At 45.1% G+C, this 25,361-nt stretch carries 23 protein-coding genes, 1 tRNA gene and 4 pseudogenes; 17 read left to right on the top strand and 11 right to left on the bottom strand.

Going from position 1 to position 25,361, the window contains the following annotated elements; all coding sequences use genetic code 11:
* Positions 1–2 precede the first annotated feature (2 nt).
* From DXE44_RS02835 to DXE44_RS02850, 5 genes are read right to left on the bottom strand one after another with little or no spacing between them, the layout of a single operon-like run.
* The gene (locus DXE44_RS02835) at positions 3–569 is read right to left on the bottom strand and encodes a MotA/TolQ/ExbB proton channel family protein (protein ID WP_231970556.1); all 567 of its coding nucleotides are present in this window, start codon (positions 567–569) and stop codon (positions 3–5) included.
* Positions 570–572: 3 nt separating this feature from the next.
* Positions 573–695, bottom strand: a complete 123-nt coding sequence (locus tag DXE44_RS10920; protein ID WP_269460666.1) for a hypothetical protein — start codon at positions 693–695, stop codon at positions 573–575.
* 4 nt (positions 696–699) lie between these two features.
* Positions 700–1,395, bottom strand: coding sequence for an energy transducer TonB (locus tag DXE44_RS02840; RefSeq protein ID WP_114652492.1), 696 nt, complete (start codon positions 1,393–1,395; stop codon positions 700–702).
* Positions 1,392–2,198: a glutamate racemase gene (gene murI, locus DXE44_RS02845; RefSeq protein WP_114652494.1), complete on the bottom strand. Its 807-nt coding sequence runs from the start codon at positions 2,196–2,198 to the stop codon at positions 1,392–1,394. Before murI ends, DXE44_RS02840 begins: the two co-directional genes overlap by 4 nt.
* 42 nt (positions 2,199–2,240) lie before the next feature.
* Positions 2,241–3,764: a fumarate hydratase gene (locus DXE44_RS02850; protein WP_114652495.1), complete on the bottom strand. Its 1,524-nt coding sequence runs from the start codon at positions 3,762–3,764 to the stop codon at positions 2,241–2,243.
* A gap of 242 nt (positions 3,765–4,006) precedes the next feature.
* Here DXE44_RS02850 and acs point away from each other — a divergent pair.
* The 8 genes and pseudogenes from acs to DXE44_RS11335 all read left to right on the top strand — a co-directional run.
* Positions 4,007–5,680 (top strand): annotated as a pseudogene (gene acs, locus DXE44_RS02855) (acetate--CoA ligase); the annotation flags it as partial.
* A 283-nt stretch (positions 5,681–5,963) separates the two neighbouring features.
* Positions 5,964–6,054: transfer RNA gene (locus DXE44_RS02860), tRNA-Ser, on the top strand.
* A gap of 165 nt (positions 6,055–6,219) precedes the next feature.
* Positions 6,220–6,384, top strand: a complete 165-nt coding sequence (locus DXE44_RS11315; RefSeq protein ID WP_415065073.1) for a hypothetical protein — start codon at positions 6,220–6,222, stop codon at positions 6,382–6,384.
* Positions 6,327–6,551, top strand: coding sequence for an acyltransferase family protein (locus DXE44_RS11320; protein WP_415065075.1), 225 nt, complete (start codon positions 6,327–6,329; stop codon positions 6,549–6,551). Before DXE44_RS11315 ends, DXE44_RS11320 begins: the two co-directional genes overlap by 58 nt.
* Positions 6,499–6,720: a hypothetical protein gene (locus DXE44_RS11325; RefSeq protein ID WP_415065561.1), complete on the top strand. Its 222-nt coding sequence runs from the start codon at positions 6,499–6,501 to the stop codon at positions 6,718–6,720. Before DXE44_RS11320 ends, DXE44_RS11325 begins: the two co-directional genes overlap by 53 nt.
* 12 nt (positions 6,721–6,732) lie before the next feature.
* Entirely contained in the window at positions 6,733–6,999 is a 267-nt protein-coding gene (locus DXE44_RS11330; protein ID WP_415065077.1) for a hypothetical protein, read from the top strand.
* Between the two features lie 238 nt (positions 7,000–7,237).
* Complete coding sequence (locus tag DXE44_RS02870; protein ID WP_114652496.1) at positions 7,238–7,612, top strand: hypothetical protein; 375 nt, start codon at positions 7,238–7,240, stop codon at positions 7,610–7,612.
* Positions 7,600–7,890 (top strand): hypothetical protein, encoded by a 291-nt coding sequence (locus DXE44_RS11335; protein ID WP_415065518.1) that lies wholly within the window; start codon positions 7,600–7,602, stop codon positions 7,888–7,890. Before DXE44_RS02870 ends, DXE44_RS11335 begins: the two co-directional genes overlap by 13 nt.
* Before the next feature lie 509 nt (positions 7,891–8,399).
* Here the strand turns inward: DXE44_RS11335 and DXE44_RS02885 are convergent.
* From DXE44_RS02885 to DXE44_RS10250, 4 genes are all read right to left on the bottom strand, one after another.
* Positions 8,400–8,975, bottom strand: a complete 576-nt coding sequence (locus DXE44_RS02885; protein WP_114652499.1) for a hypothetical protein — start codon at positions 8,973–8,975, stop codon at positions 8,400–8,402.
* A 240-nt stretch (positions 8,976–9,215) separates the two neighbouring features.
* A complete protein-coding gene (locus DXE44_RS02895; RefSeq protein ID WP_114652500.1) occupies positions 9,216–9,830 on the bottom strand; it encodes a hypothetical protein in 615 nt (204 codons plus the stop codon).
* A 24-nt stretch (positions 9,831–9,854) separates the two neighbouring features.
* Positions 9,855–10,499 carry a tyrosine-type recombinase/integrase gene (locus DXE44_RS02900; protein WP_197712814.1) on the bottom strand — a complete coding sequence of 215 codons (645 nt, stop codon included), beginning with the start codon at positions 10,497–10,499 and terminating at the stop codon, positions 9,855–9,857.
* Positions 10,500–10,586: 87 nt separating this feature from the next.
* A complete protein-coding gene (locus tag DXE44_RS10250; RefSeq protein WP_197712815.1) occupies positions 10,587–11,066 on the bottom strand; it encodes a tyrosine-type recombinase/integrase in 480 nt (159 codons plus the stop codon).
* A gap of 429 nt (positions 11,067–11,495) precedes the next feature.
* Here DXE44_RS10250 and DXE44_RS02910 point away from each other — a divergent pair, with 429 nt between their 5' ends.
* From DXE44_RS02910 to DXE44_RS02945, 9 genes and pseudogenes are all read left to right on the top strand, one after another.
* Entirely contained in the window at positions 11,496–12,068 is a 573-nt protein-coding gene (locus DXE44_RS02910; protein WP_114652501.1) for a phasin family protein, read from the top strand.
* A gap of 97 nt (positions 12,069–12,165) precedes the next feature.
* On the top strand, positions 12,166–12,471 hold the full coding sequence (locus DXE44_RS02915) for a YciI family protein (RefSeq protein WP_114652503.1): 306 nt from the start codon (positions 12,166–12,168) through the stop codon (positions 12,469–12,471).
* Positions 12,472–12,538: 67 nt separating this feature from the next.
* Positions 12,539–14,917, top strand: a complete 2,379-nt coding sequence (locus DXE44_RS02920; protein WP_231970557.1) for a DUF748 domain-containing protein — start codon at positions 12,539–12,541, stop codon at positions 14,915–14,917.
* A gap of 74 nt (positions 14,918–14,991) precedes the next feature.
* A complete protein-coding gene (locus tag DXE44_RS10070) occupies positions 14,992–15,153 on the top strand; it encodes a hypothetical protein (protein ID WP_162785862.1) in 162 nt (53 codons plus the stop codon).
* Between the two features lie 201 nt (positions 15,154–15,354).
* Positions 15,355–17,157: pseudogene (locus tag DXE44_RS02925) on the top strand (NADH-ubiquinone oxidoreductase-F iron-sulfur binding region domain-containing protein).
* A gap of 36 nt (positions 17,158–17,193) precedes the next feature.
* Positions 17,194–20,088, top strand: a pseudogene (fdhF, locus tag DXE44_RS02930) (formate dehydrogenase subunit alpha).
* Positions 20,089–20,302: 214 nt separating this feature from the next.
* Positions 20,303–21,232 (top strand): DctP family TRAP transporter solute-binding subunit, encoded by a 930-nt coding sequence (locus DXE44_RS02935; protein WP_269460667.1) that lies wholly within the window; start codon positions 20,303–20,305, stop codon positions 21,230–21,232.
* Between the two features lie 105 nt (positions 21,233–21,337).
* Positions 21,338–21,877, top strand: a complete 540-nt coding sequence (locus DXE44_RS02940) for a TRAP transporter small permease (protein ID WP_114652507.1) — start codon at positions 21,338–21,340, stop codon at positions 21,875–21,877.
* A pseudogene (locus tag DXE44_RS02945) lies at positions 21,874–23,163 on the top strand (TRAP transporter large permease). The gene DXE44_RS02940 and the pseudogene DXE44_RS02945 overlap by 4 nt, the downstream one beginning before the upstream one ends.
* Positions 23,164–23,225: 62 nt before the next feature.
* Here the strand turns inward: DXE44_RS02945 and DXE44_RS02950 are convergent.
* Entirely contained in the window at positions 23,226–24,779 is a 1,554-nt protein-coding gene (locus DXE44_RS02950; RefSeq protein ID WP_114652509.1) for a rhodanese-like domain-containing protein, read from the bottom strand.
* Positions 24,780–24,788: 9 nt separating this feature from the next.
* Positions 24,789–25,292 (bottom strand): hypothetical protein, encoded by a 504-nt coding sequence (locus DXE44_RS02955; protein WP_114652511.1) that lies wholly within the window; start codon positions 25,290–25,292, stop codon positions 24,789–24,791.
* Positions 25,293–25,361 lie beyond the last annotated feature (69 nt).

Here is a 25,361-nt window from a genome sequence, read left to right on the forward strand (position 1 = left end):
CTTTATTCTCCGGACTTCACGCGGGCACCAGTTACAAAATAGGCGAGTAGATCATTACCAAAGCGATTGAGGTCGGCGACCAATAATTTATTGGCGCGATTAATAGCATTAAATCCGAGCACCGCAGGAATTGCGACCGCTAGGCCTAGGGCGGTCATGATGAGAGCTTCACCAATAGGGCCGGCAACCTGATCAATCTGTGCGCTACCTGAGCTACTGATTGCGATTAAGGTATGGTAGATACCCCATACCGTTCCAAATAGGCCCACAAACGGTGATATTGCACCAGTAGAACCTAAGAAGGTGAGACCTTTTTGGAATTGCGCTGCTACACCATCAATACTGTTCTTGAGGCTTCTCGCCATCCACTCAGAGTAGTTAAGGGTTTGCAGAAGCTCGCGATGATTGGTGGACTGGCTTTGATGGTGGATGGAGGCACCACTTGCTGCCTTGGCAATCTGATAGTAAGGATTGCTTGCATGGCTAGTAAATGCGTTCAGACCTTGATCATATGAGGTAGCACGCCAAAATTGATCAACCTCTACCTTCAATTTATTCAGAGTGCGCAAATCCTAAAAGCGTGACAGGAGAATGACCCAGGTCACGACAGAGCATGTGAGTAGGATGATTGCTACAAAGCGGGTAACGGCATCGCCTTCAAGCCAGAGATTTGCTAAGCCAAATGGTGTATTCATAATATTAATTCTTTAAATTAAATTTAATTAAAAGGTTAGTAGAAATTCTTTGCGGTGAGCCGTTGACTAAAAAAGGTTTAAAGCGATAACGTCGACCAATCTCTGTTGCTGCGCGGTCTAACCTTGGAAAGGAGCTGGAGCGTAATAAAGCCACATCCTCAACACTGCCAGGCTCATCAATGATTAATCGAACCACGACTTCACCTTGTTCGCCAGATCGCTTGGAGAAGGAAGGGTGGTAGGCATCTGCATCAGGCTGATAGACCACAACCAGTTTACCAATGTCGGTCTGGATCGGTGTACCGCTTGAACCAGGGCTGGTGGCAGGTGCAACCGTGACATTTGGGGTCTGTGATTCACTGCTAGATTGCTGTGGTGTTGGTGGGGTAGCCGTTTGTTGCTGAGTTTGAGGTGGCGTAGGTGCCTGCGTGGATTTCTCATCCACGGTTTTCTTGTTCTGTTCCTTCTTTGGTTTTGGAGGTGGGGTGGTCGGAGTAGCTTGAGGCTGCTTGGCGGCCTCGGGACTCACCAGGTTTGCCATCACTCGTGCATCGTCGAGATTATTTTCATTATCAGGTTTCATGCCACTCTGAAAACCAATCAAAAAGAGGAAATGCAAACCAAGAACGATGCCAATAATGAAGCGTTCGCTTGTATTGAATGGCAGGTGCGCACTCACTCGGCTGAAGAAGGCACTCATCTAAAGGTGCTCACTAACTGAGATTGAGAGCTGCGCTCAGTGAGATCCGATTGCATCAGCTCATGTGCCATTTGATGCAAAAGCTCGGCATCTTTGCTGCTAATGAATTGAATAGAGCCCTGATCGCCATCATTCAATTGCTTGCATTGTGCCTCTAATTTTCTTTTAAGCTGACGCACTACTGCATTGCTGGTATCAATTAAGTTGATTGAGTCTCCCAGCAGTTTACGAATAGCTTTTCGTAGAAAAGGGTAGTGCGTGCATCCCAACACTAGGGTGTCTGCTCCCGCATCTTGAATGGGCTCTAGATGCTCGGCGAGCAACTCCAAAGTTTCTTCACCATTGGCTTGGCCTGCTTCTATTAGAGGGACTAAACCAGCGCCAGCTTGTTTCACAAATTTGCAGTTCGGAAGTGTTGCCAGCAAAGCGCTAAATTTATCGCTCTTGAGCGTAGCTTCAGTTGCGAGTACACCAACGATGCCATTGGCTGACTGCATTGCTGCAGGCTTGATGCCAGGCTCAACGCCGATGATCGGAATATTGCTAAGCTCATTGCGAATATGTGCAATAGCTTCAGCAGTAGCAGTGTTGCACGCAACCATAATTGCATCACACCCCCGTGCTGCTAGGTATTGGCACAATTCCATACTACGCGAAGCTACCCAATCGCTAGACTTTTCTCCATAAGGTGCATTGATAGAGTCTGCTAGATAAATATAGTCATGCTCGGGAAGCTGGCGCAAAGCCTCATCCAAAATGGATAAGCCTCCAACGCCAGAATCAAATACCCCGATGAGTGCCAAGTAAAGGTCGCTTAACTAACGGTAGTCAATTGAATAAATAACTTAAGCAATCTTGACTGGAATGCCACCAATCTTTGCTTGCCACTCTTTTGGACCTGTCTCATGCATCGAGATTCCGGCGGAGCTGACAGCTACTGTCACTGGCATATCTTTGACATCAAACTCATAAATCGCTTCCATGCCAAGGTCAGCAAAGCCAACTACCTTTGCTGTCTGAATTGTCTTGGAGACCAAGTAAGCAGCACCGCCAACGGCCATGAGATAAGCAGACTTATGTTTCTTGATTGCCTCAATTGCAGTAGGACCGCGTTCTGCTTTACCAATCATGGAGATCAAGCCAGTCTTAGCCAACATCATCTCAGTGAACTTATCCATACGTGTTGATGTGGTTGGGCCAGCTGGACCAACTGCTTCATCACCAACTGGGTCTACTGGACCAACGTAATAGATCACGCGATTCTTAAAGCTCACTGGCAACTCTTCACCCTTAGCGAGCATGTCCTGAATGCGCTTATGTGCTGCATCACGACCAGTCAAAATTTTGCCGTTCAGAAGTAGTGTTTCACCTTCTTTCCAGCCAGCTACTTCCTCGGCAGTCAAAGTATCTAAGTTCACGCGCTTGGATTTTTTGGTGTCTGGAGTCCAAGTCACATCTGGCCAATCGGATAAGGAAGGCTTTTCTAATACTGCTGGACCATCGCCATGCAAGTGGAAATGCACGTGACGGGTCGCGGCACAGTTCGGAATCATTGCTACTGGCAATGAAGCCGCATGCGTTGGGTACTCCATGATCTTGATATCAAGAACGATAGCTAAACCACCGAGACCTTGTGCACCAATCCCGAGCTGATTAACTTTTTCATATAGCTCTAAGCGCAATTCTTCAGCGCGAGTCTTCGCACCGCGTGCGATCAGTTCTTGAATATCAACTGGACCCATTAATGACTCTTTTGCCATCAACATGGCTTTTTCTGGGGTTCCGCCAATACCAATACCCAAGATACCGGGAGGGCACCAGCCCGCACCCATGGTTGGAACAGTCTTGAGTACCCAGTCTACGATCGAGTCAGACGGATTGAGCATGACCATCTTGGCCTTGTTTTCAGAGCCACCACCTTTGGCGGCACAGATGACTTCAACATCGTCGCCTGGAACAATTTCGTAATGAACAACAGCAGGGGTGTTGTCACCCGTGTTTTTGCGTTTACCGGCGGGATCTGTCAGAACTGAGGCACGTAGAGGGTTATCTGGGTTCATGTAAGCGCGACGCACACCCTCATTGACCATCTCGATCACACTCATCGTGGCATCGCCCCATTGGACGTTCATGCCAATTTTGAGGAAAACGACCGCAATACCGGTGTCCTGGCACATTGGGCGATGACCTTCAGCACACATGCGGCTATTGGTCAAAATCTGAGCAATCGCATCTTTGGCTGCAGCGCCCTGTTCAAGCTTGTAAGCCTTGCCCATGGCGGAAATGAAGTCTTTTGGGTGATAGTAGGAGATGAACTGGAATGCATCTGCAACGCTTTGAATAAGGTCGTTTTGTTTGATATTTGTCATGGTTTTGAGCTTAATTTTGTAAGGTTTCTTGTATTTTAAGGGTTTGCCATAGAGCAAATCTAGCGTGTTTTCACTTATCTTATTAGCTCTTGGGGATGTATTGCCCTAACTCTGCGCTATTTTCGCGGAAAAAGACGACTGATTATTGAATAGAAGGGCTGTGAAGCATGGAACCATTGATGCAAGAAAACCGCGTATTTAACCCACCTGCTGACTTTGTTAAAGCGGCAGCCATTCCTGGAATGGAAGCTTACAACAAGCTTTGTGCTGAGGCTGAAAAAGATTATGACGGTTTTTGGGGTCGTCTTGCTAAAGAAAACATTTACTGGAAAAAACCATTCACCAAAGTTTTAGATGAATCTAAGGCGCCTTTCTATAAATGGTTCGAAGATGGCACAACGAATGCTTCATACAATTGCTTAGATCGACAAGTTGAAAATGGTCTCGGAAATAAGGCTGCACTGATTTTTGAAGCTGATGATGGTTCCGTTACAAACGTAACTTACCAAGATTTGCTCGAGCGCGTTTGCAAAATGGCAAATGCACTTCGCAAGATGGGCATCAAGTCTGGTGATAGCGTCATCATTTATATGGCGATGACTATTGAAGGCATCGTTGCTATGCAAGCCTATGCCCGTATTGGTGCAATTCACTCTGTGGTGTTTGGCGGCTTCTCTGCACAAGCTTTGCGTGACTGAATCATTGACGTAGGCGCCGTTGCAGTGATTACTGCTGATGGCCAATTCCGTGGTGGTAAATCTCTGCCATTAAAGGCGATTTGTGATGAAGCCCTTTCTACCGGTGAGTGCGGCAAAGTCAAGCACGCCATCGTAAACAAGCGTACAGGCTCTGAAGTCACGATGACTGCAGGTCGTGATGTATGGATGCAAGAAATTGTTGCTAACGAATCTGCTACATGCGAGCCAGAGTGGGTTAGTGCTGAGCACCCACCGTTTATTTTGTACACATCTGGATCAACAGGTAAGCCAAAAGGTGTACAGCACTCTACTGGTGGTTACCTCTTGTGGGCAATCCTCACAATGAAGTGGACCTTTGACATTAAGCCAGATGATGTGTTCTGGTGCACGGCGGATATCGGTTGGGTAACAGGCCACTCCTATATTACTTACGGCCCTTTAGCTGTAGGCGCTACTGAGATCGTGTTTGAGGGTGTTCCAACCTATCTAAATGCTGGTCGTTTCTGGGACATGATCCAAAAACACAAAGCTACTATTTTCTACACAGCACCAACAGCTATTCGTTCACTGATCAAAGCATCTAGCAATGATTCAGCAGTACATCCAAAGAGCTATGACCTATCTTCATTGCGCCTCTTGGGTTCAGTCGGCGAGCCGATTAATCCAGAAGCTTGGATGTGGTATTACGAGAATGTTGGTGGTTCACGCTGCCCAATCGCAGACACCTTCTGGCAAACAGAAACTGGTGGACACATGATTTCACCATTGCCAGGCGCAACACCAATGGTTCCAGGTTCATGCACATTGCCATTGCCAGGTATTCAGGCAGCAATTGTGGATGAGGCTGGCGTTGATGTTCCAAATGGCCAAGGCGGCATCTTAGTTGTGAAGCGCCCATGGCCCTCCATGATTCGTAAGATTTGGGGTGACCCAGATCGTTTCGTGAAGTCTTATTTCCCAGAAGAATTGGGTGGCACTTTATACCTTGCTGGTGACGGCGCAATTCGCAATAAAGAAACTGGTTACTTCACCATTACAGGTCGTATCGATGACGTGCTAAACGTTTCTGGTCACCGCATGGGCACGATGGAAATTGAGTCTTGCTTAGTTGCTAATCCACTGGTTGCTGAAGCAGCGGTAGTAGGTCGTCCAGATGATATGACTGGCGAAGCCATCTGTGTATTCGTGGTTCTCAAAGGTGGTCCCCAATTGGCGATGATGCTAAGAAGATCGCGACAGAGTTGCGTAACTGGGTGGGTAAAGAGATTGGCTCAATTGCTAAACCTAAGGACGTTCGTTTTGGTGATAACTTGCCCAAGACCCGTTCCGGCAAGATTATGCATCGCTTGTTGCGTGTGATTGCTAAAGGTGAAGAAGTGACTCAAGATACTTCTACCCTAGAAAATCCAGCGATTTTGGATCAGTTGAAAGAGTCTGTATAAGTAGCTAATACGCTTTTAGAGGCAAACCCTTCTGGCAAACGTATAATCAATGGCTGTACGGAAGGGTGGATGAGCGGTTTAAGTCACACGCCTGGAAAGCGTGCGTAGGTTAATAGCCTACCGCGGGTTCGAATCCCGCCTCTTCCGCCACGTTGTCAAGTAAAAAGGGGCTTAATTGCCCCTTTTTCTATTTATTCCCACAGATATTCCCACGCAAGCGTAACAGTACTCATAAATTAATGACCCTGGTTTTTCTTAACATCAGTCGGGTTATCTAATTTGCTTACTTAGATGGCTTTGGTATATACTAATCAAATGCCTTCAAATAGCCCGCATCTTTCACACCCCAAATACCGTGCTGATATTGATGGCTTGCGTGCTATTGCTGTTTTGGCGGTAGTGGCGTTTCATGCCTTCCCAGCTTGGCTCAAGGGTGGCTTATTGGTGTTGACGTATTTTTTGTCATCTCGGGTTATTTAATATCCACGATTATTTTTGAGAGCCTGGATAAAGGGGTGTTTAGCTTCTCGGAATTTTACGCCCGCAGAATAAAGCGTATTTTCCCAGCACTCATTTTGGTTCTAATTACTTGTTTTGCATTTGGTTGGTTTGCTTTGCTTGCCGGTGGAATACAAGCAGCTGGGTAAACACATGACTGCTGGGGCAGGTTTTGTATCTAACCTAATGCTATGGAGCGAGTCAGGCTACTTTGATAATGCTGCAGACATTAAGCCACTCTTGCACTTATGGAGCCTAGGCATTGAAGAGCAGTTTTATATCGTTTGGCCATTATTGCTGTGGCTTGCTTGGAAGTGAAACTTTAATCTATTGACCATTACCGTTTTAGTCGCTATTGCCTCATTTGTTCTCAATCTGAAGGGTGTTAGTAAAGACCAAGTAGCTACCTTTTATTCCCCTCAAACCCGTTTTTGGGAATTACTTGGCGGCAGTCTATTAGCTTGCGGCACTCTTTATCAGCAAAGTTTTTTCGCTAACCTTGCCAAGAGAGTAAACCAATACCTTTGTATTTTGCTGTACAAAAATAAGCGGGATGCCAATGCTCAGACCCTAGCGAACCTACTTGCATTTGTATAGGCCTGCTATCACTAGCTTATGGGTTTTGGCGAATTAACAAAGACCTTATTTACCCCGGCAAATGGGCTTTAGTGCCAGTTGTGGGAACTATATTGTTGCTGATGGCTGGCCCTAAGGCGTGGATTAATCACACTCAAATAGAGTTTTTGTTGGAATTGGATTAATTAGCTATCCACTTTACCTGTGGCACTGGCCGCTACTGTCATTTGCTCGAATAGTAGGGGGTGGGGTTCCCACTATGACCATCCGCATCTTGGCAGTTGCCTTATCAATTTTGCTAGCTTGGCTTACCTACCTCGCTATAGAGCGTCCAATACGATTTGGGCAAATAGGGAAAAAGTTTTCCGCTGTCGGCATCCTTGTTTTAATCATGCTTGGCGTTGGGTGTGCTGGGTATTATGTTGTTTATTTACAAGGCATTCCGGAGAGAATTCCAATGCAATTGAAAATTGCTGCTCTCGGTAGCGATGAGTTTATCCGAACTCCAGCGCCTTATATTTGGCGATACCACACTTGTTTTTTGGAGCATACTGATTTCCCAAAATTATTTTACTTGGCCCAGTTCCACAATGGAATGGTAGTCTTGCTCAAAATACTTATATCTATTTTCTAAGGAAACGCTTCAGCCTTGATTTTTCTTTGCCTGATTACATGAATTTTGGGCTTGCTGGAGAAAAATTTTATCCAATAGATGCGGAACTAAGGGATTTTTCTAGGCAGATGAGGGTTGAATATATTTCCCCAATCGACTTTATGTGCATAGATTCTGGGTGCAAAATTTTTGTCGATAATCAAATGATATTTACAACGATGGATAGAGTTCATTTGACCCCTGAGATGTCTATTGAACTGTTAAATAAAATTGATAATAAATTTAAGATATTTCGTTAATTTTCCATYTTAAGTTACTCTATTTACCTGGTTCTCAAAATTATTCAAACCAAAGAAACTGTTTTTTAGTGGCTTGGTAAACTCTGCTACAGAAGTCTTCTTTAGATTCACCGTCTTGTCTAAACAGGCCCTCTGATTCGGACCAAGTGCAGTCCGCCCAACCCATATAGTAAATTTTCACCTCTTCAGACTTTAGCCCATTGGTTAACGTTTGTAAGCGAGCTTTAAGCGTCATTTACTGCCCTCTAAATTGGCTAACTCGAGGTCTGTAAGACGTTTCTCAATTTCGGTGACTTCAGCCTTGAGGATATTAATCAGCATATAGACAAGTTTTGTACCGTTGCTGGGCAATATTTTGTTGCACCGTGTTTCTCGATAAACTTTAGCCATCTCCCGCCTAATATCTTCGGATGTTGCTAAATTGATACGAGGGGTAAGATTATCAAGAACTTAAGTTCTGACTTGATTTATAGGCAGATGTTCTATGCGATGTTCTGTCATTTGAATTATCAATTTCTTAATGTAGATGGTAGTTCTAGATGGTTTCCGTCTAAAGGAATAGGCAAGTAGTAATTATTGGGCTTGATAGTTCCGCCTAAAGGAGTAGGAGGTAATGCTTTTATTCCGTTAGCAGGTCCAATGGGCTGTCCCTTTATGCCGTTAGGCGGAATAAGAGCAGTATTTTTGTACCCACTTCGTGCATGCTTCCATCCCTCCCATGCTCCAGCATCGTAGCGACTGTCTTTATCTAGGTTCTGCCATGTGATTGCATACCAGCTAGCCTTATTTGGGCGATGACCTTTAACGGTTTCATAAATAAGACCAGCTTCCACTAATTCAAGTTTTGCCCTGTGAATGACATCTGCACTGTTCCAGCCACGAGTCTTTAGAAATCTAGTTGATGCAAGCAGTCGACCATTGTTGTCTCTTACATACTGCCTAGCAAATTCCATTAGCAATGAACGAGCGGGGTGCGATAGACCCTTATATGCGTTGCAATCAAGTACAGACCACGGCATTGCAGCAAAACCACCGCCATCTCGTCCGCCACCCTTTGCAGCTCTTTGTGTCTTATCTCGAGCCATTAGAGATTACTGATTAATGTCTGAAAATCTACTTTCAATCCAAGCATCAATCTCCGATTCTTTCTATACATTGACTGCTGATGAAAGTTTGGTTGGTCGTGGAAAGTTACTCTGCGAAATTTTTAACCAAATAGTGCTTTTTGCAAGCGTTGTTTTTTTGAAACATCTGCTATGCGAAGCAGTTTTATATTTACATCCATTTGAACCCCTTAATGATTAGTTGAGTACAACTGAATCGTATTAAACATGGGTCATTTTTTCATTCGTATCACTTATGTGTTGTGAGTTTTTTTTACCGTAGACTTCAGGCCTGTGATTTCTAAAAAAGTATCCCCTTAAGGTGCTTGGTGATAGTTTTGTATCCGGAAATTTCGCACGCATCTTTTTACCGAATAACTCGAAGTCCTTATCCTGTATGCTTTCAAGCACCTGTACTGCAGTACGCTTAATCAAAACATGCTTTTGATTCATTTTGGCTCTTCCAGCGGATTTGCTAGCAGCATTACTTACTCTTTTTTCCAAAGTCCTGTTGTAGGAGGCTTCTAGGAATTGCTTTTGTTTATAAGTTTCATCGTACAAAAATAGGGCGGTTTCAAGGTGTAACTCTGTGGCGGCTAATTTCATCAACATTTCGAAAGGTTGCAAGTCGGCCAAATTAATTGCACGTTCGATAATTTTTTTGTTTCTTGCAACTTCATTCAGAAAATCGTCAGCAATATTTTCTTGTGACAAGTTATATTTCATCAGGAGCAGAGCATACTTTTTTGCCAAAACTGATTGCTCAAGAGTTTGTCGTTTTGGATTTTTCGGTTTAGGCGTATGCGGCTTGCCGTCTTTGAATTGCCGTCCAGACATCGTCCGCTCCTTTCTAAAACTATCTTATGCAGCTAATAGGGTTGTTACATTATTAAACTGCTGGGAGTTGCAGAAGTCGAGCCAATCATGCATGAGGATGCGTCTACGGTCTAAAAGGTCCTTCCTGCGATATGCTGCTTCAACCTTATTTTTGATGGTGTGTGCCAGAGCCATTTCAGCAACTTCAGGGGAGTGCTCGGTTTCTTCAGATACCCAGTCCCTAAATGTAGAGCGAAAGCCATGAACAGTAATATTTTGATTAAGCCGTCTTAATAGCTTTGGCATTGCCATATTGCTTAGGGGCTTACCGTTTCTTGAAAATAGATACTGGCTGCCTTCATCCATAACTTTTGCAATTGCTAAAATTTCCGATGAGCGACTTGTAAGCGGCACTCGATGCTCTTTGCGTGCCTTCATGCGACTTGCTGAAATAGTCCAGATGCCATCATCAACTTCCGACCGAAGGCCGCCTAGCACTTCACCAGTTCTTGACGCATTAAGGATGGCAAATTCAAGTGCAAGTGCTACAACACCATCTGTATTGCGTAAGCGTATTAAAAATTCAGGCAAGGCCCGGTAGGCTAGTGCAGAGTGATGCCGAACTTCCATCATCCTTTTTGGTGCTGGCAAGATTGTTTGTAGATGGCCACGCCAGGGGGCAGGATTCATACCATCTCGAAGTTTTCTTGTACAGGCGGCAGCTAGAATCCATTCCAATCGACCACACAGTCTAGATGCTGTTTCAGTCTTGGATTTTCATATTGAGGTCAATATCTTCAAAATGTCGTCTGTATCAATTTCATCGAGTGCCATATCACCAATAACTGGATACGCAAACTTTTCTAGCGAGTAGGTCCATTGTGCTGCGTGCTTATCGCTTGACCACTCGGATTGCTTGTCTTCAATGCATGTAAGAGCAAAGTCTTTAAAGGTTACTTTTTTGCTTTCAAGAGCCTTACGCTGGGCTTTTTGAGCAAGTCTACTTGTTAGCGGATTTTCGCCTTTGGCTATCAAGGTTCTTGCTTCTTGAGCAATTTCTCGAGCCTCTTTAGGTAAAAGGCCAGGGAATGGGCCAATTCCAAGTTCATGACGCTTGCCATTGAAGGCGAATCTCAAAAGCCAATATTTCGTTCCGGATGGCTTATAAAGTAATTGCAGCCCTCTTGTAACCGAATCGGTATAGCGACCATGCTTTTTTAGGTTCAGGGCGGTACGGTAATCTAGGTTTGTTGGCATTTTGTTTCCTTTCTATACCCCACAGTTGTTCCCACCACAAATGCTTGGAACAAGCTGGATGGGGCTAGTGACCAATGTAGGGATTTAGAGATGGTGATGCACTTACAACACTTAAGTGATGTAAGTTATCTTTGGAAAATAAGGTGGTTTTGGGCATCCATCTGCCCATATTCCTACGCATAACCGTCTAAAGCCTACATAGTGGTGATTTGACGCCTCTTCCGCCAGTAGTTTGAAACCACCTTCGGGTGGTTTTTTCATTGTTTTTGCCTGATTTTTTTCAAAATCGGCCTCAGGAAGCAATTTATTTAGTCCCTCAACCCGCTGTTTTTAATCAAAAAATGGTGTTTTTGATCGTTTTGTTGCGTTGCCGCAAATAATTGTTGCATCGCAACAAATTTAACCCATTTATTTATTAAGGAAAACATCATGTTCCAGAATCAATTAAACAACCAAATCTCACAAGCTCAAGCTAAAGCTGTTGAAAACGCTAAGTACTTGGCTCAAGTAGCTGTTGAAAGTGCAAAAGAATTAGCTGAAATCAACCAAGCTGCCGCTAAAGATGCTTTAGTAGTTGCTCAAGATGCAAGCGCACAATTGTTGGCAGTTAAAGATGCACAACAGTTGGCAAAATTGGCTCAGCCAGAAACTGCTCAAGAAGCTGCTAAGTACACTGCTGCTTACCAAGCTAAGGTAAACAAAGTTGTACGTAACGGTAACAAAGAAGTTGCTCAAGTAGTTGAGGCTTCTATTGATGACGCACGTGCTGACATGGTTAAGTTTGTTAAAGAAGCTACTAAGACAGCTCCTGCTGGTTCTGAGGCATTTGTATCTGCATTCAAAACTGCATTCGAAACTTCACTCCAACAGTTTGACCAAGTTCGCGCTTCAGCAACTGACGCTTTAGCAAACTTTGAGAAAAGTGTTGACGCTGCATTGGCTAACATTCAAGGCCAATACGCTGTAGCTAAGCCAGCTGCAAAAAGCCGTAAAGCTGCTTAATTCGTTTTAACTGCTTCAAGTGAGAAACCGCCTTCGGGCGGTTTTTCTTTTTCCGCTTGCCGTAAGATTGCTGTTTAGGAACTCTTTGGGAGAAAACATGATCTTTGCAATCCTTTTAATGGATCGGCCCGGCACCGCAGAGCTTCGTATTCAGGTGCGACCAGAACATCGCGCTTATTTGGGTAAGCTCGCAGACAGGATGGCCTTTGCTGGCCCCCTGACATCTGAGGATGGCAAGAGCACAGTGGGTAGTTTGCTAGTGATGGATTTTCCAAGCAAGGCGGATGTTGAGGCTTGGTTAGCGGATGAGCCATTTACAAGGGCGGGTGTCTATGAAAAGCCAATCATTCATGCATTTAATAATGGTTGGCAGCAAAAGGTAGGATTTCCTCCAGCAGTCTAAATAGACTCTGATACTTTCATTCAAGATTCAAATTACTCTAACAATGATTTCTTTCAATCTTTCAATCATGCGAACCTGGTTACTACGAATTACCGGGGGCTTACTTGCGCTCACTTTTTTGTTCTGGTGTGCAGCACATCTTTGGGTTCCTAGCGCCATCAAGAGTGCAGTAGAGACTTATGGTAATAAGATTGGCTATCAAATCACCTATAGGGACCTCAGCATCTCTTCCTTGCGATTGCGTATGGAGATTGATGGTTTGCGATTGGTCAATAAGCAACAAGGACAATTGCTTGACTTAAAGAAATCGGTAGTAATGCTGAAGTGGTCTCACGTCATTATTGGGGAATTGGGATTCGATGAGATCTTGTTGGATGGGCTCAGCATTAAGCTCGAAAAGACAGCCTCTAAAGGTGCGGCAGGGCCATGGAATTGGCAGGAGTTGATAGCCGCGATTACACGTAATTTACCTCCAGTGGATTCAACTGCGCCCAAGAAGGACATCAAAATTTCAGTTGATGAATTCAAGGTCTCAAACGGTTCTTTTGAGGTGTCCGATCCTCATACCAATTTGCGCGAGCGATTTAAGTCGCTTTCTATCGAGCTGCGTGATATTGCGAACTACGATAAGCGGGGCGATGTAAATGGTGTGCGTGGCCAGTATGGTCTCAATCTAGGTGCACTGAGTTTCACTTTGCCAGGCTTGAATAAAAAGATTGCCCTTAAACATGTGGCCATAAAGGGCGCATTAGATAATCCAGCGCCAGATACGCTGGGCGCACAGATTGACCTGGAGGTTGATGATGGGCGCATCAGCTCTCATTGGGATTTCAAAGCGGATAAATCAATCGTAGGCAGGGTTCAGATCAACAATATTTCAATTGCACCTTTTGTTACATTGCTTCCGGTCAATAAAGAGCTATTGACTCAGGGCGGAGCTATTCAGTCTGTTATGGATGTCAGCCTGAAAGATGATGCGCTTGCTATCTCGGGAGATTTGCACTTGCTGGGCTTGGATTTACTTGAGCAAGGACAAAAGCAATCACTCATGAAGTGGAATTCTGGTGATGTGAGTCGATTTGTTTATCAGAGCTCAAAAAGATCTGGTGCAAGTCTGAGTATTGAGGAATTATCGGTTTCTCAACCAGTGCTCCAGTTTGAAATTGATGAAAAAGGCTTCTCTAATTTCAGACGTTTATTTTCTAAACAGGAGAGTGATCTGAAGCTTGATCCATCTGTTGTGGAGTCAAAAGAAAAGCAGTCGTTTGCCTTGGATATCAAATCATTGCGCTTGCGTGATGGCGAGGTGCAGTTTTCCGACTTAGCGATGAAGCCAAACTTCAAGGTCAATCTTAGAAAATTTAATGCCAGGCTCACAAATGTCAACAATCTCCCAGGCCATTCATCAACCATGACCTTAGATGGTATGTTGGCCAGATCTGGATCGATTCGGGGTAAGGGTCAAATTTCATTTGATGACCCGCGTCGTAATAACGATGTGACACTGAACTTCAAAAATGTGCCACTCAACGCCTTTAATCCAGCAGTAATGACTTTTGCCGGATACCAAATCGCAAGCGGTCGGATCAATTTGAATTTGCATTACAGCGCTAAGGATGGAGATCTAAAGGGAAGCAATCAAATCATCATTAAGAAGATTGGGCTTGGCGAAGAGGTGGCTGATTTTCGGGGTAAAAAATTACCACTGGGTTTAGCAATTACACTTTTAGAAGATTCTGACGATACGATTGATGTCACCATTAATATTGTTGGCAATGTGGACTCACCTGAGTTCAGTGCAGGCGGTCTAGTGTGGCAGGCAATCAGCAATGTCTTAACTAATGTCGCCACTGCACCATTTAGAGCTTTAGGCGCGCTCCTCGGAATGGGGGCTAATGAAGGTGTGAATGCGGTCTTGGGCGAGGCTGTGTATTTGCCTCCAGATCAGGATCGCCTGGAAAAATTTGGCGACTTTTTAGTTCAGAAGCCCCATGCTACATTGGAACTGGTAGGTACTTATGACCCCAATGTAGACAAAACTGCCTTAGCGCGGGCCACTGCAGATTTGGCTATTCTGAAGGCGGCTGGAATCAATATCTCTCCGAATGATCCCATTCCCACGCCTGATTTTTCTGATCCCAAGGTGCAATCTGGGCTGAAGTCAGCCTATGCTCAATACGTTGGCAGAATCAAACTGGGCCAACGTTTAATTGCCCTACCAGATGGGGTGGAGCGCAATGAGCAATTACATGCGGAGCTGATTGCCGGCATTCCCGTGACAGAGGAAGATATGAAGAGTCTGGCTAAAAATCGGGCTAAGCTAGCGCAAAGCTTGATGGTGAAAACTAACCCAGGGCTAAATGATCGGATTAGTTTGGGTGAGGTCAAAACCGTTAGCGCAGCTAAGGAGGGCGTTCCTCTCGAAGTAGAAGTCAGAATCAAGTAGACTTGAGGTATGAATTTACCTACATTGCGCCCCTTAGTTATTCTTGTCTCTTTTGCTGCCATTACTCTGGTTGGATGTGGGGCTCCATTGAGTCTGCAGCCCAAGATGACTGTACTTCGATAGGCTGGCAAATTGGTAGCAAGGGATACAACGAGTGCTTTAAGGCGCGTGTTTATGAGCGCAAGTCGGACTACTCACTTCCACCTGGCGAGCAGCCGTCCCCATCAGCTATTTAACCTAGAGTTTACCCTGAATATATTCGCTTGAGCTCCGTCAAGGACTTGAGTGTAGAAATAACCCAAAATCATTCGTGATTTTGGGAATTTCCTATATATAGCGCGGCAAATCATTGCTCGTTATTTCAGGTGTTCTCGAGCCAGGCTTTATGTACATAAAAACAGCATCATTATTGCGACAAGAAATTAGAGACTAAAACTATGAATCACCCAAAACCCTCTGGAGAAATCAAGGCTGTTGCTATCGCAACTGCGGATGATTTAAGGGAAACCATTCGTCGCAAAAGCAAGCTCAAAGGCCGTCAAGCAGACGATGTGTCTCTAGCAGAAGTTCGTCAGTTGATTGGTGATGCACCTCATCGCCGTGATTTATTAATAGAAAATTTACATAAGCTCAATGATGAATATCGTGCTTTGCATGACCGTCATTTAGTTGCCCTGGCAAAAGAAATGAATTTGCCGATGGCTGAAGTCTACGAAGTTGCTACTTTCTATCATCACTTTGAAGTGGTGCGTGGCAATGATCCCGTTGCTGACATCACGGTACGCGTGTGTGATGGCATTGCTTGTGAATTAGCTGGCGCACAAAACCTATTGGCAAAGTTACCAACAATTTTGGGTAATCCTAAAGTCAAAGTAGTTGCAGCCCCATGTGTAGGCCGTTGTGAGTAGGCGCCTGTAGCGGTAGTGCACCAGTACCCAGTATTGTTTGCGGCCACCGATAAAGTAAGTGCTGCCGTCAAAAATAATCTGACGACCCAGCCAATGGCTAAGGACAGCGCCAACTTTGATCCAGCAGCTTTGGCTGAAAAAGGCGTATCTCCTCAAGGTGAAAATCAGGCAGTCTCCCCAGATTATGTTGGCTATGAGTCTTATCGCGCGCAAGGTGGATATGCTTTAGCCAAAGAAATTATTGACAACAAAAAAGATGCTGAGAGCATCATTAAGGCCATGGAAAACTCTGGTCTTCGAGGTCTTGGTGGTGCAGGTTTTCCGGCGGGGCGTAAGTGGCGGATTGTGAAGGATCAAGCTGCGCCTAAGTTGATGGCGGTAAATATTGATGAAGGTGAGCCAGGTACATTTAAAGACCGTACTTACTTAGAGCATGACCCACATCGTTTCTTGGAAGGTTTACTGATTGCAGCCAATGTAGTGGGCATTGATACTTGCTATATTTATTTGCGTGATGAGTATCACGGTTGCCGTAAATTACTCGAAGCAGAGTTGGCTAAGCTTAAGGCTAACCCCCCATTTAAGTTGCCATTGATCGAGTTGCGTCGTGGTGCTGGTGCTTACATTTGCGGTGAAGAATCTGCCATGATTGAAAGCATTGAAGGTAAGCGTGGCGAACCTCGTATGCGTCCCCCATACATTGCTCAAGTTGGATTGTTTGGTCGTCCAACACTGGAGCACAACTTTGAAACTCTCTACTGGGTACGCGATATTGTTCAGCGTGGCCCAGAGTGGTTTAGCTCTTTTGGTCGCCATGATCGCAAAGGCTTGCGTAGCTATAGCGTCAGCGGCCGAGTCAAGAACCCTGGCGTGAAGCTTGCTCCTGCTGGCATCACTATTCAGGAATTGATTGATGAGTACTGTGGTGGCATGCAGGATGGCCACACCTTCTATGGCTATCTACCAGGTGGCGCATCAGGCGGTATCTTGCCAGCAACCATGAATGACATCCCGCTTGACTTTGACACTTTGCAACCTTATGGATGCTTTATTGGTTCGGCTGCGGTGATGGTGTTTGGTGACAAAGACAAAGCGCGCGATATGGCGCTCAACGTCATGCATTTCTTTGAGCATGAAAGTTGTGGTCAGTGCACACCATGTCGTGTGGGTACGAGTAAAGCTGCCAAGCTCATGCAGTCCAAGTCTTGGGATAAAGAAACTTTAGAAGACTTAGCAACTGTGATGGTCGATGCCTCCATCTGCGGTCTAGGCCAAGCTGCACCAAACCCCATTCGCTGTATTGCTAAATATTTCCCGCAAGAAGTTGCTTAATCAGCAACAAATCACTAAGGGAAAAACGAGACAAATATGAACGCACCAGTAAATCCTAAAGAACTTGAGTTGCAAACCGTAGAGTTCAAGCTAGATGGTCAAACCATCATTTCGTACGAAGGTGAGACCCTTCTCAAGGCGGCTAAACGCCATGGCATTGATATTCCACATCTGTACTTCAAAGATGGCTATCGTCCTGACGGTAACTGCCGCGCCTGTGTTGTGGAGATTAATGGTGAGCGTACTTTAGCGCCAAGTTGCTGCCGAAGTGCCACTCCAGGAATGGATGTCAAAGCCAATAGCGAGCGTGCATTGAAGAGTCAAAAGCTCGTGCTGGAAATGCTCTTATCCGATATGCCTGATGAGGGATTCAAGTGGGTTGGAGATAGCAAGGAAGAGGAGTAAAAAAATCAACATGGTGAGCTCAGTACTTGGGCTGCTCGTATGGATGTTACGGTGCGCCCTGAGCTCAAGGCATTGCGCCGTGAAAAAGTGAGCAATGACGTATCTCACCCAGCGATGGCGGTGAATTTAGATGCGTGCATTCAATGTAACCGTTGCGTGCGTGCTTGCCGCGAAGAGCAGGTGAATGATGTGATCGGCTATGCAATGCGTGGTGCGCATAGTGAGATCGTATTTGATCTGAATGACCCAATGGGCGATAGTACTTGCGTTGCCTGTGGAGAGTGTGTGCAGGCTTGCCCAACAGGCGCATTAATGCCTAAGGGTTTAATCGGCTCCCAAACAGTAGATCGCAAAGTGGATTCAGTATGTCCTTTCTGCGGCGTAGGTTGCCAGATTACTTACAACGTTAAAGATGAAAAGATCGTTAGCGTTGAAGGTTGTAACGGCCCAGCCAACCACAATCGTCTTTATGTTAAAGGTCGCTTTGGTATGGACTACATCCATAATCCTCAGCGCTTAACTAAGCCGCTGATTCGTAAGGCTGGCGTTGCTAAAGATGAAACCTTGCTTGAAGGCAATCAAGATTGGTCAAACATCTTCCGTGAAGCAACTTGGGAAGAGGCTTTGGAAGTTGCCGGTGGTGGCCTCAAGAAGCTTAAAGATCAATACGGCAATAAGGTATTGGCTGGCTTTGGCTCTGCTAAAGGCAGCAATGAGGAAGCGTATTTGTTCCAGAAGCTGGTACGTACTGGTTTTGGTAGCAATAACGTGGACCACTGCACCCGTCTATGTCACGCCTCATCCGTTGCTGCGCTATTAGAAGGTGTGGGTTCTGGTGCTGTTAGCAATCAAGTGAATGATGTAGAGCACTCTAGTTTGATTATGTTGATTGGCTCTAATCCAACCGCCAATCACCCGGTAGCTGCCACCTGGTTCAAGAACGCTGCTAAGCGTGGCGCGAAGATTGTGTTGTGCGATCCACGCAAGACCGATATTGCTAAGTATGCCTGGCGCACGATGCAATTCAAGCCAGATACTGATGTTGCCATGCTCAATGCCATGATTTACACGGTCATTGAGGAAGGCCTTGCTGATAAGGAATTTATTGCCAATCGCGCGAATAACTTTGAGGCTCTCAAAGAAAATATCAAGGGCTATAGCCCAGAAGCAATGGCACCAATCTGCGGTATTCCTGCGGAGACCTTGCGTGAAGTAGCACGCGAGTTCGCTACAACTAAGTCTGCAATGATTTTGTGGGGCATGGGTGTAAGCCAACACGTTCATGGAGCTGATAATGCCCGTTGCTTAATTGCATTAGTCAGCATCACAGGTCAAATAGGTAAGCCTGGTTCTGGTTTGCATCCATTGCGCGGTCAGAACAATGTCCAAGGTGCTAGTGATGTTGGTTTGATTCCGATGATGTTCCCGAATTACCAGCGCGTAGATAACTCAGAAGCGCATGCTTGGTTTGAGAAGTTCTGGGATACGCCGTTAGATAAGAAGCCAGGTTACACCGTTGTAGAGATCATGCATAAGATCACTGCTCCGGATAGTGACCCCGACAAGATTCGCGGCATGTATATTGAGGGTGAGAACCCTGCGATGAGTGATCCTGATTTGAATCATGCCCGCCATGCTTTAGCTTCATTAGATCTCTTAGTTGTACAGGACATCTTTATGACTGAGACAGCATTGCTGGCGGACGTAGTATTGCCTGCAAGCGCATGGCCAGAGAAGGTTGGTACTGCAAGCAATACCGACCGTATGGTGCAAATGGGTAAGAAGGCAATTAATCCACCGGGTGATGCGAAGCCTGATTTATGGATCATTCAAGAGATTGCTAAACGCATGGGTCTCAATTGGAATTACCAGGGTCCAGATGATGGTGTTGCAGCGGTCTATGACGAGATGCGTCAAGCCATGCATGCAGCTATTAACGGCATTACTTGGGAGCGCCTGGAAAAAGAATCCAGCGTGACCTACCCATGCTTATCTGCTGAGGATCCAGGTCGCCCGATTGTGTTTGATGATCAGTTTGCAACACCTGATGGTAAGGTAAAGTTGGTTCCTGCCGATATCATTCCTGCGAATGAGCGCCCAGATGCGGAGTATCCATTTGTGCTGATTACTGGTCGTCAGTTAGAGCATTGGCATACCGGCAGTATGACGCGCCGTGCAACCGCACTAGATGCGATTGAGCCTATGGCTACCATCTCTATGAATGGCGAAGATATGACTCAGCTAGGCGTTTCTGCTGGTGATGTCATTACCGTTCAGTCTCGCCGTGGTGAGGTAGGTATTCATGTGTGTAGGGATGACGGCACACCTCGTGGCGTGATCTTTATTCCATTTGCTTACTTTGAGGCAGCCGCCAATCTGATTACTAATCCTGCATTAGATCCATTTGGCAAGATTCCGGAGTTTAAGTACTGCGCAGTGAAACTTACCAAAGGCGGCCAAGCTTCAGTGTTCATGGGGTACGGTACCAATGATTCCTCAAGGCAATTGGGGAGTGCTACCTCTTAATAACCTCTTGCCTGTGTAAAAAAGGTTCCGATTGATGGAGCCTTTTTTATTTCTTAATGCCAAATTGATCATGCCCATTATTGGTGATGCTGCAGTGCATGATAAAAAATTGAAAAAAATGAGGGGAAATAAGTTTATATAAGGGATTGTAGCTATTGCAATCGCTGATGAAATGACTAAACTACAACAACTATTAAAAATATGAAGATAGTGCATGTTAAAGATTCTTGTACCGCTATTTGCGTCAGCAGTATTGGCTGCCAATGTTTATGCGGCTGATCCCGTTACCATTAAATTCAGTCATGTGGTCGCTGAAAATACGCCAAAAGGTCAGGCTGCTTTGAAATTCAAAGAGCTTGCTGAGAAGAAATTACCCGATTTAGTCAAAATTGAAGTGTTCCCAAATTCACAACTATTTAGCGACGGCAAAGAAATGGAAGCCCTGTTATTGGGTGACGTACAAATCATTGCACCTTCTTTGTCTAAATTTGACCGCTTTAGCAAACAGGTTCAGGTGTTTGATTTGCCTTTCATCTTTAAGGATCCTGAAGCAGTGGATCGTTTCCAGTCTAGCGCAGACGGCCAGGCTTTGCTGAAGTCTATGGAGAAAAAAGGGATTCTTGGTTTGGCTTATTGGCACAATGGTATGAAACAGTTGTCTGCTAACAAACCTATTTTGTTGCCAGACTCTGTTAAGGGTCTCAAGTTCCGCATTCAGCCATCCGCTGCCTTGGAAGCTGAAATCAAAGCACTTGGAGCAAGCCCTCAAAAAATGGCCTTCTCTGAGGTTTATCAAGCATTGCAAACTGGTGTAGTAGATGGCCAGCAAAATGCTTGGTCTAACATTTATTCTAAGAAGTTTTACGAAGCTCAAAACACGATTTTGGAAACCAATCATGGTGTGGTTGACTATATGGTTGTTGTGAATCCTGCTTTCTGGAATAAGTTGCAACCCAATGTTCGTGATGGCCTAAATTCTGCAATGAGTGAGGCTACCACCTACGGAAATGCTTTGGCTTCTATCAAAAACATGGAAGCTAGATCCAAAATTGTTGCCGCTAATAAAGCCAAGGTTGTAGCCTTGAATAAAGAGCAATTGGGGCCTTTGGAAGGCAAAAATGCAGCCAGTGTGGAAGCAATTTGAGCCTCAGATTGGTGCTGGTTTAATTAAAGCTGCAGCTGCAGCTAGCAATTAAGCAGTTCTCTAATCTGAAGAAATATGGAGGGACATTGAGTTGCCCCTTTTTCTATGAAAAATCTATTCAATAACTTTGAGGCATATCTCATCTCGATTCTGCTGGCGTTGATGACGACCTTAACTTGTATCAACGTATTTTTTCGTTACGTCCTCACTCAAAGTATCGACTGGGTCTTTGAACTCAATACTTTTTTGTTTGCTTGGGTGATTTTCCTTGGGGCAGCTTGGGGAATTCGGATTGGCTCGCATATTGGTGTTGACATCATCGTGAAGAACTTGCCTCAAGAAAAAAAGCGGATTGTGGCGATTATTGCTACCTTAGCTTGCATTTTGTATTCCGGCATTGTTCTCTATGGTGCAAGCATCTATGTTCATAAAATGTTCGATATCGGTATTGTTTGTCAAGATATTGAATGGCTGCCTCAATGGGTTCCTCGGATGGCGCTTCCCATAGGCTATCTCTTTATTTTGATTCGTTTTGTAGAGATTTTGTTCAAACTCATTAAGCGTGAGCAATATAACTTTGGACTGGCTGATGAAGCCGCTGATGCTTTGAAAAATTTCAAGGCTGATGGGGAGGCTGCATCATGAGCGCGGCTATATTGGTTATCTTGTTATTTGCCTTGATGTTCTTGGGGGTACCTATCGCGATTGCATTGGGCTTATCGAGCTTGCTGACCATTATTATGTTTGGCCAAGATTCTTGGCCTCCTTAGCACTCAAGCTCTTTGAGACGTCTGAGCATTACACCTTGATGGCCATACCTTACTTTATTTTAGGCGGCGCCTTAATGTCGACAGGTGGGGTAGCAAAGCGTTTAATCCGTTTTGCGATTGCTTGCGTTGGCCATATCCGTGGGGGTTTGGCAATTGCAGCCGTTTTGGCGTGTACATTCTTCGCGGCTGTTTCTGGATCTTCGCCGGCCACTGTAGTGGCAATTGGTTCGATCATGATTGCTGGCATGGTCAAAGCGGGTTACGGAAAAGATTACGCTGCGGGGATTTTATGTAATGCTGGAACACTTGGTATTTTGATGCCGCCCCTCGATTGTGATGGTCGTGTATTATTCCGTGATAGAGTTGTCAGTGGGCCGCATCTTTATTGCTGGTGTCATCCCGGCGGTTCTATTGGCAGTTGCGTTAATGGTGGCAATTTACATTAGTGCTCGAGTTATGAATATTCCTGCTGCACAAAAGGCTTCTGCGAAGGAGTTTTTTGAGTCTGGTAAGGACGCTATTTGGGGTTTCTTATTGCTAGTTATCATCATGAGCGGCATTTATGGTGGCGTCTTTACCCCAACAGAAGCAGCAGTTGCGGCTTTATACGCTTTGCTGGTATCGGTATTTATATACCGAGACATCAAATGGAAGAATATTCCAGAGGTGTTTAAGGATGCTTCGAAAACAACAGTGATGCTGATGTTTATCATCGCCAATGCTATGTTGTTTGCCCATGTATTGACGACCGAGCGAATTCCGCAAATTATGGCAGAGCAGATTTTGGCTTATGGCATGCCACCCTGGGCTTTCTTGATTGCGATGAATATCATTCTCTTGATTGCAGGTAACTTTATGGAGCCAACGGCCATCATTTTGATTTTAGGCCCCTTGTTCTTCTATATAGCTACTCAGCTTGGCATTGATCCAATTCACTTAGGCATCATCATGGTGGTGAATATGGAGATTGGAATGATCACGCCATCAGTTGGACTGAACTTGTTCGTAACTTCGGGAATTACGGGTATGCCTCTAACGAAGGTGGTGCGCGCTGCAATGCCTTGGTTAGGAGTATTGTTCTTATTCTTGATTGTGATTACCTACGTTCCATCAATCTCCACTTATCTACCGAATTTAATTATGGGTAAGGAGCTGTCTTAGCTGCTTAGCTTAGACTCAAAAAAAGTCCCGCAATGCGGGACTTTTTACTTTGTTAATGACGATTAACCAATCAAAAACATATTTTTTTCTTGTTCATCTAGTTGCGCCACCAAGCCAGTTTCCCATTCTAGGTATCGCCTTGCTGCCTCCTTGTTGCCATCATGGCGGTCGTGTACAAAGAATAGGTAATCAATGCACTCAGAATCTGCTGGCACTGTTGGGGTAGAGACGATATCTAAAGACTCGGGGAAGAGATTGTTTTTGCACAAATAGATTTGAGGATTTTGTCCGCTAGTGGCTAGTTGAGCATAAGCACCTTGCGCAACGATGCGATCTTCAGCAATACACACAATGGGGCCTTTATGATCTTGGATGGATTTCAGAAGGTGAGGTCGAATTGTCCAAACTGCCCCTGCAATATGCCCTTTACGATATTGCATGCTTGATCGTAGATCTAGAAAAAGAGCATCGCCTTGCGCATGTGCGCTGACTAATTCGGAGTCGGTCAGTATGTGAGTACCCGTGAGGTTGGCGCCAACAATTTGCGGTAGGGACACCTTGCTTTGAATTCCATCCTTTAAAACAGATACATCATGCCCCATTTGTTTAAGCCAGCTAGCTACGGTAATTGCTCGTGTCCCATCTGAGTCATATAAGACTATTCTGGCATTGCGCACCCCGATAAACTGATCGGTTGCTTGAATCAATTGGCCGCCTGGTGTGTGCTGCGCTCCTGGCAGAGATTTTTGTTTGAATTCTTCCGCAGTACGCACATCACATAGATAGAGTGACCGATCCATTTCTGTTGCCCATTCATTAAATTGAGCATCGCTAATGATGGGAACTTGGAAGCGGTTTGCCAATGCGGCGATATTGACTAACCACTGATCATCAACCTTTGCTTGTGGGTAAGGGTGGGATTTGCCGCGTTCAAGCGGAAAGTCTTCTAGGTACCAGTCTTGGGTGCCATTTTCCAGGGCAAATACAGGATTACGAATGCCTAGATTAATTAAGGTTTGCGCACCAATGATGCTCCGTGTTCGGCCTGCGCAATTTATCACAATAGGGGTGTTTGAATTGCTGACTATGCTTTGAATGCGATAGCTTAGTTCACCATTAGGACAGCATGATGCCCCTGGAATACTCATCTTCTTAAACTCACTTTGAGGTCTGCCATCTAAGATGATGACATCCTCAGAAGATTGAATTTTTTTCATTAATGCTGTGGCTGTAATACGCGGCGTCTGAAAATGATGCTCGATTAATTCACCAAAGGTTTTCGACGGCAGGTTTACACCCGCAAATAAGGTAAAGCCGGCATCAGACCATCCTTTTGTGCCGCCATCCAATATAAAGAGATTGCTGTAAGCTATTGCATCTAAAGCTTTAGCAGCTTGTTGGCAAATACCTTTCCCATCATCATCGTATAAAACAACCTTGACATCTTTGCGGGGAACTAAGCGAGTGATCTCACCCTCGAGCCGACTAAAAGGTAAGGACGTAGCTAGAAATAAATGGGATTCGCCGTATTGACCGTGCTCACGAACATCGAGAACTGCCAGCTCTTGAGTGCTATGCAGCCATTGTTTTAAGGTCTTAGCGTCGATATATTGCATCGCGATGCATTATTCAATTAAAGTAAATCGGTCTCGGGTCACATGAGCCATATTCGTGCCCTCAATGCGAATGAGGCTGGTTGGCTCTACTCGCGTTGGCGAGTGGATATCACCCTCGTTATAAACATGGGCAACTCCTGGTGTTAGGCGATAGGTGTCCGTCATGCGTACTATTCCGAGCTTTTCACCATGCGCTTTTTCTACTAAGACGTAATCATGCATTTGTGTCTCACCACTAGCTTGACCATAGATTGCCCAAGAATGTGCATGGTCATGTGGTTCAGATGTTTTGGGGCCGGTATAGCGATATGCCACGATACAAAAACCTAGCTCAGGATCTTCATAGAGTACTGCGCGTTCGGGAGTGTCTGGGCCAAGATAGCTTTTGACGGCCTCAGCATCTTGTAGCACTTGGCGTAAGAGATTAGCCACTTCAATTCGACCCTTAGGCCCACCATCTTTTTTGAGGATAGCATGGCATTGTGCGGCAAAGCTTTTTAGGCTCAAATCCATTAAATTGTCCCCATTAATTGGTTTATATTTATGAGCATTATTCTACAAGGGCGCTGGGTTTTGCCGCTA

Origin of the sequence: Polynucleobacter necessarius, assembly GCF_900095175.1 — a bacterium.
In the GTDB taxonomy this organism is placed as follows: Bacteria; Pseudomonadota; Gammaproteobacteria; order Burkholderiales; family Burkholderiaceae; genus Polynucleobacter; species Polynucleobacter necessarius_I.